The organism is Rosistilla carotiformis (assembly GCF_007753095.1).
GTDB classification, from domain to species: domain Bacteria; phylum Planctomycetota; class Planctomycetia; order Pirellulales; family Pirellulaceae; genus Rosistilla; species Rosistilla carotiformis.
Genome location: NZ_CP036348.1, coordinates 4,009,213 through 4,022,259, shown reverse-complemented (window position 1 = coordinate 4,022,259; position 13,047 = coordinate 4,009,213). Strand labels below are relative to the sequence as shown.

The following is a 13,047-nucleotide window of genomic DNA, read 5'->3' as shown; positions in this document are numbered from 1 at the left end:
AGCCCGATATCGCAATGCTTACGCAGAGCGTGATTGGGCATTTGCAGGAGGGCATTGATTCCTCATCAACTCGAGACACTCCCGAGAGTTCGTCGATGATCGAGCCTCGCCAGCCGACTGCGGTCGGTTGCGGTGCAAGGTTGTCCAGCGAGATTCGGCTCCACGCAGTTTTTCCGGTCGCTGCTGCGTGAAGAACTGGTCACGCGGCACCTACAATTTCTCAACTCGTTTTTCCAACAAAGGGAGAAACAAACATGTCGAAGCGTTCCAATCGATTCGAGCGAGCGACCTCGCCGAACCAACGACTGGGGAACTGAGGCAATTCTATTTTGAACCAGCTGATATTCAAGACGCCTGGATCGCGCGGCCCCAAGACCTGATTGGAAGAGGACTCCGTAGGGGAGTCGAACTCGGTTCGGATTCGCTAGGAAATGCTAACGAAACCGGTAGTGGTGGGAACACCTATGGGAACAGGCTTGCAGAAAGTGATCCCGACACAGCCGAATTAACAACAATTTAGAACAACCTGCCCTCCGCTGATTAGAGAAGTCCTACTCACGGTGGGACGCAGCCTGCAACGCAAGCGAAATGACAACGCCGATGAGAGCGGGGCGTCCACCTAACTTCCAGCGTAGCCTGTTGCTCGATGCAGTGTCCTTCGTGCACAGTGTGATAGCAAACCTGCACGGAGCCGTCCCATAGTGCGTTGTTGCCGGGCGAACCGTTATGACACGATGTCAAACCTGAATGAGGCCTGCCGTATGCCGGCTCTCGTAATAGCGAGTGGCCACGCAACAGGGTTATCGCGCCCGGCCCGCCCTTCCACTGGCACTTTGGAGATACCGTGAGATGCTCCAATCGATGAAATCAGTGCCAGGCCAGGAAACCCCGAAAACAGCCACGGCGTCTCGACCACCGGGGCAGTTTCAGTGCCCGCCGTAGCAGTCATCAACCGAGCCAGGATCAAGGGTACGGAGACCGGTTTCGTCTCGACATCCGCAGTCGGCTTCAATGCATTTCAGTCTTGATCTTTCCATTTTCCGTGAAGCGAGTTCAGATCGTCTTCGTGCTGCTTCGTTCTCTTCTTCAAAGCTTTTGAAACGTATTCTCCCACTATAGGCGGCAGCGCACCTACCGCTTTCACCAACCCGATGGGATCACCCTTCGCGGTAGCGACACCTGGATCAACTAAGCGAACAACACAATCAAGCGTTCCCCAAACTTGAAATAATTTCAAGGAGCTTAGTGTCGTAACGAGTTTGCACGCTTCGGCTTCACGCTGACGCATTCGCAACGCAGACTGTGCTACTGCACAAACTCCCCACTTGGGGTCATTGAAAGCGACTCGACGCAGTTCAGTGTCAGCGACACCGCTAGGAAAATACCCAGCCATGAACGCTGCGGCACGCCTAACACTCCAGCTATCATGATTCAGAAAATCATCAGTTGCCCGCCTGAGGCCGGAAACTTCTCCTGAACCTCTTAACGCACGTGCAACCGAACAGCATACGAACTTGTCGTTTGATTCGCATGCGACACGCAAAAGGTTAGCCAAGGCTCTCTCTGGATCGAGTTCCAGCAGTACCTGGGGAACAGTATCGCGATCACGTCGATCACTCGTTAGTGTTTCCAAACCAATTTCAAATGCGGCATCTGGAGAAATTTTTCCAAGTGATCGCAAGGCTCTCGCTCGCGATCCACCAAAGTGCATTCCATTATCACTCTGTAGCGTCGTTTCCCACAATAATTTCCGATCGGGCTCTAGCTCCGGATCAAGAAGAGCGACTGTGTTGCACATGTGACGGCCACCAGTTTCCAAAAGTTGTTCAACGTGTGATCGCACTAGCGGTCGCGTTGCTTCGTCAGCAGCTAGGAACTCAACGACACGTTGGTCCATGTCGTCTAGTTGTCCTTCCGTCGGCAGTAGCCTTAGGTAGTTTTCCTTGGCCGTTTCGCATCCCGACAAAGCCTTGAGTACAGCAAATTTGTGGTGACCTGACTGGTACTGTGCCACAAGACGATCGAAAATTCGGATGCAGTTACTTGGCAGGTCTTGAAGCGCGATCAGGCAATAATTCGCTAACTCGGAATCGTAAGCACACGCCAACAGCACATTTTCCACCTCGCGACGAAGGTCTTGCCTGCCGCTCAGTCCGATAGCTAGGATTGCGTGCGGGAATTCTTTGTTGTCTGGGGATTTTAGCAACGCGATTGCTGGCGCAAGTTCATCATCATTCATTTGGGGCAGGTCTGCACGTAGAGCACCGATATCAGGTGAAACGCTTAATCCCCACTTGAGAATTCCGTTGACGACTCCCGCGTTTTCCCCCAGGGCAGAAAGGCTATCGATCGCTCGCATCTGGGCCAAATTGAGTCTAGAAGAATCGGGCTCCCATAACTCATCGCTGACCGCAGCATCTGCAAGCAGGCGTCGCGTTTCTGCGCTCGGACGCATTACCGCAAGTTCGCAGCCTTCCATCCTCAGTTGCTGATGTTCCGCTCGTATGAGTTCGTTTGTTAGTGAAGTAAATCCATCGCCCGCAATACGCTTCAATAATTCTATCGCGTGCCCAAATTCGTGATCAACGTAAGTTGAAATCTTTTTGATCCGAGATGTAGCGAACGTTACTAGATTGCCTTCCAACTTGCTGCCTTGCCTAGACCTTAATCCGGCTAGGACCGTTTCGCCGTGCAGTCCTTCGATCAAACCCAGTGGATACCTTGGGTGTGGCTGTGTGGAATCATCGTCCGTAGATAGATGTCGTTCCAAGACATTGTTTAGCCAATCAAGCAGTTCCTCAACCAGAGTCGGAGTGAGGCGGTCGCCGTTATTTGCAACCAAGTCAAAATAATGCTCTGGATTGTCTCCATTCCGAACCAGCGATTCAACGGCAGAACACGTCGCGAGCGGGTGCGACACAAACAATGCGGTACCAATTGCACCGGCCACGCCCCAGAGTCGCTTCGCCGAAATATTTGGTAAGAGCTGGATTGCTCGGGGCGGATCACGATATGCAAGTCCCCGTGCGGATACCGCTCCAACAAATTCGTGTTCCGATGAAGCCCACTCCTCGAGCCGTCCATATTCGTCAACGTCACCAAAGCAGACGATACAGGACACCAAGCACCGACGATTCTCGGACGCAATTGCGGCAATAAGATGGTCCTTTGCCTCTTCCCAAATTTTTTTGGGAGCGCTACCCGGCATGTTCGACAATGTGAAGACCAGCGACGTAAAGCAAGGGTCGCTTGCATCACCAACTTGCAGTTGCTGTTCAACCCAAGCTAGATTTCTCGCGGCAACGGAAGCAAATGCCGTTGACGCCCTGTCTCGACGAATAAAATGCCTACGACTTTCCTTATCGTCCACGATGCAACGCCGATACTCCTCCCAGACTCGATCAATATCCACTAATTTTGGGAAAAAAACGGCCAGCTGCAATCCGAGTTCCTTCAACGCTTCATTTCCATCCGCAACACATTCCCGCGCCACGACTGACATGCGTTCGCCGTCGTCACGACCGATTATCCTTAGCGCGTGTGCTACCCTGTTAATAATTCCACTACGTTCTGCGTCCTCAATCGAACGAACTCGATCCAACAGAAGTGGAATTACGCGAGTCCCAAGGCTTGCCAGTAGATGCGAATACAACGACATGTCGTCGTGTCCGAAGCCATTAGATGCTTCTAATGCAGAAACCAGTTTCCAGAGAAACTTTCGTTCCTTGTTCGGAACCTCTGGATCGAGTAGTAACCAAAGCACGTCCATCGGAACGTAGCCCAGTTGTATGCGTCGGGAATCAGGCACTCTATGACATTTCACCGTAGCCTCGATTAAGCCGTCGAGCGTTAGGACGCCCGATTCAAACAGCGCTACAAGGTGTTTAGCTAATGCCCAACACAGGAAACGTTGATGCCAGATTGCGATGCGGCCATTACCGAGATCGTGTAAAAAGCCACGGTTTACGAGTCTCTCAATCATTTCAGGGCTAAAGCCTGTGTCCAGTAGCGTTTCCGCTAGCCAGGGATATGCGTTTGAATCATCTTTGATCGTCCCTGCAATCTTGCGAATCAACCCGACTTCGACGTTGTTGATTAGCCGACGCCAGGCTGCCTCCATCAAGTCATATTCATTACGAGGCCTGAATGTCGACTGTTCGTCAACGACGTCAGCATAAATCTTTGCAAAGATCGGCCGACGAATGAGTTGACGCACGTCATTCGGAATTGTGCCCCATGACACACCTCTTCGTTTAAGGTATTCGCGTAGTTCACTGTGGTCGAAGTCGTTGGCTGAAACACACAGTTGGTTGTTCTCGATTGCAATTTGCCGACCAATGATCGGGCTTGTGTTGAAGGCTAGCCTGACGCCCCAGCGGGCCCAATCAAGCTGAAGAAGCTTCTTTACATCTTCATTCGATCTGACATCGTCAACGCAAATGAGTGCCCAAGGAGTCTCAATGTCAGGAGTTGACTGCGCGCGTCGGCTTGCAACACTTTCGAGTGTTAGCACAGCGTCTCGTTCGAGACCATAGTTCCAGATTTCCTTCGCAACATACGCGGAGACATCCGCAGGTTCGCGAGCGCTTGGGACCCATATGACGAGGCAGTTAGAGGCGGCCACATCGGTCGCCAGCCCTGCTAGACGCCAAGTTTTCCCTTGCCCGCTCTCGCCTCGGATAGCTGTTATCGTTCGCTCCAAATTAAGCTTGTCCCGAGGATCGTAAGTTTTGTCATACTGTTCCTTGCTTAGTTGCTCGACTAGTCGCTGCTTCATCCTCGCAAGCAGTCGATGCCAGTTTAGGAACGAGTGCACTGGAATACTACACCGCCGCAAGAGTGACTCGGCCGAAACAGATTGCATGCCCTGGGATGCGATTTCGAGAAGGAGCCCACAGAGCTGACGACGTTTCGCATCCACATCTTCAGAGTAATCGACGTGATGACCTAGGAATGCATTTATCCGAACCGCCAAAAGTTCATGGTTCTGCGATTCTACGATCTCAAAACGTGCCAGCAAATGAAACAGCTTGCTTTTTACGACGCCTTCAGGCTCACTCGTTGCGGGTTCGCGTTTCGAAACTTTGGCAACTATGTAGTTGAAGAGTTCATCGTCGTTGTACGTGTATTTCCCGATTTTGTGACGTTTCGTAATGTCCGTAAGGCTAGCAGCGATTCCTTCCGAGGGATGCAACGGCAGTGACTTAAAGAATTCCATCGTGTCACGCCAGTCACCGATCTTGCCTTCCGTGACAAACTGGTATTTGGTGTTTGATTCGAGATCGTCCACTCGAACGGCCATATATAAATCAGTCAGCACGTCTTCGATGATTTTCTTTAGAGCCCAAGTTCCTCCACGAGCCTTCGCTTTCCACTGTTGCACGACTCGGCAAGACTCATCGACTATTTCCAGATCGCCACCGCCACCAGCAGGCTCGATGATCAGTTGAGCTTGGGTAATATCGTCGCCAGTACATTTCGCATATGTGATTGAAGGATTCACAGCCCTGTCAAGTGTTCCAAGGACTTGGTATAGGATTCCGTTGATGTTCGCTGATCCGCCTACGTTCGACATTCCGGCAATTCCTTTCCAAGGCACGATACTGCAAGCCACAACGTGAGGTTGTAACCTTAGCGATACAGGGGATTGTAGCGATTGCCGGCCACAGACCGCTACTGAACTGATGCTGGATGACGCCAGATATGTATTTTTGATTGGACCGTCCACGGCGAACTTGCCGCATTTCAATTTGCGTATGTGAAGATTTGCCAATATTGCTTCGCAATCCGCTTCGCCTATCGCATGACTATGTAATTGATTAAAGAAAAGCGGCACAGATTTGACTCCCTGTCGTTGAAGGGAGCTGTTCCTGAGCGGCGCGCCAATAGCTTGCTCCAGTGCGCGACACCGGAGCAGCCAGAGAGAGATTAGAGTCGTTGAGCAGATTCTTCGGCCGCAGCATGTAGGATCATCCAGAAAGCTGTCTTGATTTTGACGATCTAAATCGGATGTCGCAGTCGGTGAAATTTGGGTCAGAAAACGATAGTGACTCGTTTCCGTCAGAAGTGGGCGAGATCAGTTATGGCTGACTTGCTCGCGAGGGCAAGACGTTACGCTGCCCAATCGACCAGAAACGGCCCAGTGGTTGATTAAACACTCGTCGCGGGCAGGCGGGGTAATGCGCGAGCTTTCCGCCATCTCATAGTGCGTTCTTATTGCCTCCAATACAATTCTGACGCGGCGTCAGAAAACGTTGCTCCAAGGATGGTATGCTGGGCAATGGAAAGCAAAATCGAAGCGGCTTACCGGTTGCAGAGCGATGGCCGATGGGATGAAGCATCAGCGGCGAACGCTCGCTCTGCATGCAGACCGCGAAAACGGTCGCCTCCAAAGGACACGCCGCAGAAGCGGTCAAACTGTACGAACACGTCGAGCAGCTCGATCCGATCGGCGAACCGCTCGATGCCGAATTGGCTCCGCTGTACGCCGATCTTGGCAACCACGATGCAGCGATTCAGCGCTATAATCGGATCGTCCAGCGCTCGCCCGACGACAGCGAGCTGTCCAACAACTTTGCCTGGACGCTGATGGAATCGGGGCGTTTCGATCAAGCGATCGCCGAAGCGACACGCGGACTGCAAAACGACACCGGTAACCGCCGCCTTCAATCAACGCTTGCGATGATCCATTATCGCAAGGGGGACTCCGCGGCGGCGCTGCGACATTTTTCCGAGGCACTCGGTGAATCGGCAGCCCATCACAACCTCGCGGTCTTAGAGATCGACGCCGGAAACGTCGACTCCGCCAGGGCGCATTTGCAACAAGCGATGCAGTCTGCACCGCCGGACGCGCAAACCGAAACTCTCTTGGCGGCGCTCGACACGGCCGCTTCGGCACGGTAGCGCGGATTCTACAACGCGCACTCGGGTAATTGCGGCGGCGACTTGCGGGCAGCAGTATCCGACGACGAACTCGGTGGCCGGTCGACGGTTTGAATTTGGGAACTTGGAAAGCATGGTGGTGCCGCAGCGCGGGAACGCATGCTTCGATCTGTCACCAGCCCTCGAGCGCGAAACGCCCGAGTTGTCGCTTGGCGTTGCCTTCGATTATGAGGCAAGATCTGCTGGAAGGAGTTGTCCGAGGCGGCGCGCGATCGGTTTACCGGAACGACAACTCCGACTCGCATCAGGTATTTAGAGGGTGCGGCCAGCGCGAAGGGCAAACGTAGGGAAGATCATCCAACACCTGGCGTGCCGCAATGGCGTTTCCCATCACGCCGCCGTTCGTGCGGCTTGTTCCGCGGGCCTATTGTCATGGGTTTCGAAGCAGGGCGGACGCAGTGCTTGGATTGGCAAATGATAGCTGGGGCGGTATCCTCTTCGGACAAGTCCTCCGCGGAAATGCGGCCTCGTAGTTCCAATCCCTCCATCCTACTTCATGAAAGAAGTCTCTTTATGTCAGCCCAGCAGAAAGCAACCGACCTCGGAATCGACCTCAGCGATCAGCCCAACGGCTATCTGAATCTCTGCATCAAAAGTGGCAACCAGTTGATCACTTCGGGGCACGTCAGCGACATCAAGGGAATTCTCGGCGGCGGTCTGTCGGTCGAAGAGGGTTACAAAGCTGCCCGTGAGTGCGCCGAAAAGATCCTTCGTTCGGTCCGCAACACGCATGGAACACTGGACGGTTTGAAGGTCGTCAAGCTGCTGGGCTGCGTTTATTCGGCTCCTGATTTCACCGATCAACACTTGGTAATCAATGGTGCGTCGGATCTGTTCCACGAACTGTACGGCAAGGATGGCGATGGGTATCACGCCCGCAGCGCCCTCGGTTTTGCCGCCTTGCCAACCGGTGTCGCGGTCGAAGTCGAAGCGGTTTTCGAAATCCTCTAACGAATGTTTGCTGCCGGCAGACGATGCCGCAACAAATGAAAAAATGAAAAATGCTCGGTCGGTCCATTGGATCGACCTTCGGCCGACCAATCGCATTGGTCGGTTTCCTCCTGCCGCTTCCTGGTTTGGGAACCGCCACCTGGCTCCCCTCCTTTTCCAACCAGGCTCCATTCACAACCGTCGCAGCGACCTTTCCCACGAGCGCGAATCTATGACGATGGAATCCGAGCGCGAGTCCCCCACACGCATTCGCTATCACGTGATCGGAGCGACGACGCTTGCTGCGGTGATGTTGTATCTGGACCGGATCTGCATCGCAGAGATTGCAAAACTGCAAGACTTTCGCCAGGCGCTCCAGTTGTCGGACGAGCAGGTTGGCATGGTGATGTCCGCCTTCTTCTTCTCCTACGCGCTCGCACAGGTCCCCGCCGGTTGGCTGTCGGACCGCTTTGGCGCCCGCCGCATGATGCCGATCTACATCGCAGTCTGGTCGATCTGTACGCTGTTGACCGGGTTTGCCAATGGGTTTGTGATGCTGTTGGTGGTGCGGCTGCTGTTTGGACTTTCCCAGGCGGGATGTTATCCGACCGCTGGCAGTTTGGTGAAACGTTGGATCGAACTTCCACGTCGCGGGACCGCCAGTAGCATCGTGTCGTTTGGTGGCCGGCTCGGTGGCGCGATCGCACCGCTGCTGACCGCCTGGCTGTTGAAAGATTATTTGAGCTGGCAAATCGTGCTGGCGCTTTACGGATTGGCTGGGCTATTTGTGGCGGGCTATTTCTGGCGGATCTTTCGCGAAACGCCGATGGACCATCCCGCTTGCAACGCCGAAGAACGGGAATTGATCACCCGCTTCGACAGTCCGGACGACGGCGGCTCCAGCGCTGCGTTTCCGCCGATCCTGACACTCGTCAGCAGCGGAACGATGTGGATGATGTGCGCCTTGCAGTTTGGGGTCAACATCGGATGGGTTTTCCTGGTCACTTGGCTGCCGACCTATTTGCAGGATGTGAAGCAGGTCGACGCGACGATTGGCGGCTTGATGTCAACGATCGTTTTGTTTGCTGGAATCGGCGGCATGCTGTTAGGCGGTCCGCTGACCGATATCTGTACGCAACGGCTTGGGACGCGATGGGGACGCTCGCTCCCCATCGCCGGTTGTTCTACGGTCGCGCTGTGCGCCTACCTTTCTTGCCTGCACTTGGAATCGGCTTGGTCGTTTGTCATCGCCGCTTCAATCGTGGCGTTTATGACCGACATGAGCGTTCCCGCCGTCTGGGCTTACATGCAAGATGTCGGAGGCAAAAACACGGCGGCCGTCTTCGGTTGGGGAAACATGTGGGGCAACTTTGGTGCCGCAGTCACGCCGCTACTGGTCCCCATCGTGTTAAAGAAGTGGGATCACAACGGCGACTGGCACGAAGCGTTTTATCTCTTTTCAGCGGGCTATCTGGTCGCTGCCCTGTGCGCTTTAGGTATCAACGCCCAACGTAAAATTTCATAGCGGCAGTGCCAACGCGTCGTCGCGATCAATCCGCCCGATTTCACGATCGGTGTCGCATCGACTAGAATCGGGGCCCTCGCCCCCTCTCACCCCACCTATCTCTTCACGCCTCTCTCAACCCACCACAGACAATGGCCATCATCGACTGGATTATTTTGTTTCTCTATGCCACGTCCACGATCGGGCTCGGCTGGTATTACGGTCGCAAGCAGGAGGATACCAGCGAATATTTCGTCGGCTCCGGGCAAATGAACCCCATCCTGATCGGGATCTCGTTGTTTGCGACGCTGTTGAGCACGATCAGCTATCTGGCGATACCGGGCGAAGTGCTCGGCAAAGGGCCGATCTATCTGACCAACTATCTCGCCTACCCGTTTGTCTATCTGTTTGTGGCGTTGGTTCTGCTGCCCGTCTACATGCGGCAACGGGTGACCAGTGCGTACGAATTGCTTGAGAACCAACTGGGGCTCAGCATCCGATTGCTTGGCGCAACGATGTTTGTGTTGCTGCGACTTGTATGGATGTCGTTACTTGTCTTTTTAACCGCCAAAGCGATCGCGATCATGATCGGGGGCGGCGACGACATGGTCCCTTGGATCGTTTTGGTCACCGGAATCTTTGCGGTCACCTACACTTCGTTGGGCGGACTGCAAGCGGTGGTGATCACCGACACGATGCAAACGCTGTTGCTTTACGGCGGGTCGCTATTGGTACTTGGCGTGGTCACCTACCAGATGGGCGGACTCGGATGGTTCCCATCGGAATGGCCCGGTGATGCTTGGGATTCCCAACCGATCTTCAGTCTCGATCCAGCGACCCGAGTGACCGTGTTCGGATCGGCCCTTTCGGTCTTTCTTTGGACGGTCTGCACATCGGCCGGCGATCAAGTTTCTGTGCAACGGTTTATGGCGACCAAAGATGTGAAGGCCGCGCGGCGAGCCATCGCGATCCAATTGATTGTTGCCATGGTGGTCGGAGCCACACTGGGACTCGTGGGAATCGCGTTGCTTGGATATTTCCAGGCGCACCCTGAGTTCATGCCCAAAGACGTGTCGCTCAAAGCACAAGCGGACGGTTTGTTTCCACACTTCATCGCCTCGCATCTGCCGCCGGTCGTCACCGGTTTGGTCGTGTCGGGACTGTTTGCCGCAGCGATGTCCAGTATCGATTCGGGTGTCAATTCGATCACCGCCGTCGTGATGACTGATTATTTGGATCGCTTCGGCCGGAAACCCGCGACGGAGAAGAAACATCTTCTGTATGCCCGATCGTTGGCGGTCGCCATTGGAACCACCGTCGTGTTGATCAGCACCTTCATGGAATACATTCCCGGAAACTTCATGGCGGTGACGAACAAAACCGTCAACTTACTGTCAGTCCCGATTGCGTTACTGTTCTTCTTTGCCCTATTTGTACCTTTCTCAAACGCACTTGGCGTTTGGATCGGCACGGTGGCAAGCGTCGGCGTTGCAGTGACCATTGCATTTTCAGGAGTGATCTTCGGAACCGATCCCGACACGGGATTGGATCCGATCAGCTTCCAGTGGATCGCGCCAGCGTCTCTACTGGCAGGCTTAACAGTGGGCACGACGGCCTGCCTACTTTGTGCACCTCTGTATCCCTCAAAAAGCAACGACAGTTAGTCTTCGGCAACGCAGAATCGGCACCTCTTTTTATAACAACCAATAGAAGCGACACGGACGATGAGAAAAAGTAAAACGCTCGCAAAAATACGCCAAGGCGAAGTGATCAAGACATGTGTTATCGGCCACTATGTGCCGGCTTATGTCTGCCACGCGGCGCGGGCGGGGTACGATTGCATTTGGATCGACTTGGAACATCGGGCGATGACGACACGCGAGGTCGAAGCGCTCCTCGCCTTTTCCCATCTATACGACATCGACTTGATGATCCGCCCTCCGACACTGGAGAAAACCGGGCTGTGTCGGTATCTCGAAGATGGCGCCGCTGGGTTGCTGATCCCTCACGTCTCGACAGCGGAAAAGGCGAAGATGCTGGTCGATGCGGTCAAGTTCCCGCCGATCGGTGATCGCGGAATCGACAACGCTGGCCTGGATGCCGACTTCTATATCCACGATGCCGATGAATATGTCGCCTGGGCGAATCGCGAAACGTTCTTGTGCGTGCAAGTTGAAACGCCCGAAGGGGTTCGCAATGTGGAAGAGATCGCTGCGATCGAAGGGGTCGACATGATCTTCGTGGGCCCCGGTGATCTCGGACTGCGATTGCGTCAGAGCGGAGAGATGACGCTTGACCAGGCGTGGGAAATTGTTGCAGCTGCCTGCCGCAAACATGGCAAGGCGTTTGGCGGTCCGACGCTGCCGACCGCTGAGATGCAAAAGCGGAAGGACCAGGGAGCGCAACTGCTGGTCAACAGCAGCGAATTCCAGAGCTGGTCCGCTGCGCTTGCCCAAGACGGTCAGCGGTTCAACGATCTGACCTAAGCAACACCTGTCGCTTGTTGGCTAAATTTCGGGCGCGGCTTGTTTAATGGCAATGCGGCTCAACGAAGGAGCCTCGTACCGTCGAAGGAACAAGCGGCGGGATGTAGTGGACGAGGTTACGAGTCCCAGCGATTTGGTCTGATGCAAAAGGACTCGTAACCTCGTCCACTACGCTTCGTTAAACGGTATTGTGTTTAACGGATCCCCAAAATCTCAAAGCCGTCTCGATGGATCAGTTGTTCGATCTTTTGATCGTCCAAACGAGGCAAGTTGGTCCCTTCGACCATCGTGTTCAACTTCTGCAATCCCGCGATCGAATCGTTCACGGTCGTGAAGGGGTAGTCCGAACCGAACAGCAGCTTGTCCCAAACGCCATACTCCTGCACCAGCATCAGGCTGTTGTAGAGCTGCCACGGGCGATAGTGCAACGCACTGATGTCGGAATAGACGTTGGGATGTTTGCGAATCGTCGCCACGCACTCTCCCTCGTAGGGATGACTCAGGTGAGCCAACACAAACCGGATCTCCGGATATCGGGTTGCCACCGGATCGATCAATCGGGGCAGGGTGTACTTCAGCGGTGCCTGGCGGATAAACGTGGTCCCGGTATGCAACAGCACCGGCAACGATTTCTGTTGAACATATTTCCACAGCGGTTCCAAACGCTCGTCGTCGACGCCAAACCCGGCATACATCGGCAGCAGCTTGACGCCGCAAAGCCCCAGCTCCTCGTGACCGTGCCGCATTTCGCGTTCCCAGTCCGATTGCGTTGGGTCGATCGAAAGGAAGCCGCGAAGATGTTCGGGATCTGTGGCCACATACTGCGCGACATAGTTGTCGTCGACCCACAGACCGCTCAAGCGAGCTTTGCCGCCGAACACAACGGTCCGCGTTCCCTGCGGTGCTGTGTTGCGGTAGTCTTCCAATCGAATCGTCAGATCGACAACGGCTCCCGCCTTTGCTGCCGAAGCTTGCCGCATGAACTCGTCGTCAAACGCATCGGGGAAGGGCCAGGTATGGCTGTGGATGTCGGTGATCATGGGATTTCCTTATTCACGGCGGGTAACAGCAACACGAAGAACCGGGACGACTTCGGCCGCGTTCTGTTGTCGCCGCAGGTCGGTCGACAGCGCGTCGAACCATCCAGCGGGCGGTCCTCGACGAGCGTCAAAGAGTTGTTTGAAC

At 54.5% G+C, this 13,047-nt stretch carries 7 protein-coding genes; 5 read left to right on the top strand and 2 right to left on the bottom strand.

What is annotated here, in order from left to right; translation table 11 throughout:
* Positions 1 to 1,018: 1,018 nt before the first annotated feature.
* On the bottom strand, positions 1,019 to 5,575 hold the full coding sequence (locus Poly24_RS14510) for a HEAT repeat domain-containing protein (protein ID WP_145096574.1): 4,557 nt from the start codon (positions 5,573 to 5,575) through the stop codon (positions 1,019 to 1,021).
* Positions 5,576 to 6,363: 788 nt separating this feature from the next.
* Here Poly24_RS14510 and Poly24_RS14505 point away from each other — a divergent pair.
* The 5 genes from Poly24_RS14505 (at position 6,364) to Poly24_RS14485 (ending at position 11,862) form a co-directional block, all read left to right on the top strand.
* On the top strand, positions 6,364 to 6,903 hold the full coding sequence (locus tag Poly24_RS14505) for a tetratricopeptide repeat protein (RefSeq protein ID WP_145096571.1): 540 nt from the start codon (positions 6,364 to 6,366) through the stop codon (positions 6,901 to 6,903).
* A 552-nt stretch (positions 6,904 to 7,455) separates the two neighbouring features.
* Entirely contained in the window at positions 7,456 to 7,893 is a 438-nt protein-coding gene (locus tag Poly24_RS14500) for a RidA family protein (protein ID WP_145096567.1), read from the top strand.
* A 211-nt stretch (positions 7,894 to 8,104) separates the two neighbouring features.
* Positions 8,105 to 9,397 carry an MFS transporter gene (locus Poly24_RS14495; protein ID WP_197451914.1) on the top strand — a complete coding sequence of 431 codons (1,293 nt, stop codon included), beginning with the start codon at positions 8,105 to 8,107 and terminating at the stop codon, positions 9,395 to 9,397.
* 131 nt (positions 9,398 to 9,528) lie between these two features.
* Complete coding sequence (locus Poly24_RS14490; protein WP_145096560.1) at positions 9,529 to 11,040, top strand: sodium:solute symporter family transporter; 1,512 nt, start codon at positions 9,529 to 9,531, stop codon at positions 11,038 to 11,040.
* Positions 11,041 to 11,100: 60 nt separating this feature from the next.
* Entirely contained in the window at positions 11,101 to 11,862 is a 762-nt protein-coding gene (locus tag Poly24_RS14485) for an HpcH/HpaI aldolase family protein (RefSeq protein WP_145096556.1), read from the top strand.
* 194 nt (positions 11,863 to 12,056) lie between these two features.
* On the opposite strand, the gene Poly24_RS14480 is transcribed toward Poly24_RS14485, so the two are convergent.
* Positions 12,057 to 12,902, bottom strand: a complete 846-nt coding sequence (locus tag Poly24_RS14480; protein WP_145096552.1) for an amidohydrolase family protein — start codon at positions 12,900 to 12,902, stop codon at positions 12,057 to 12,059.
* Between the last annotated feature and the right edge of the window lie 145 nt (positions 12,903 to 13,047).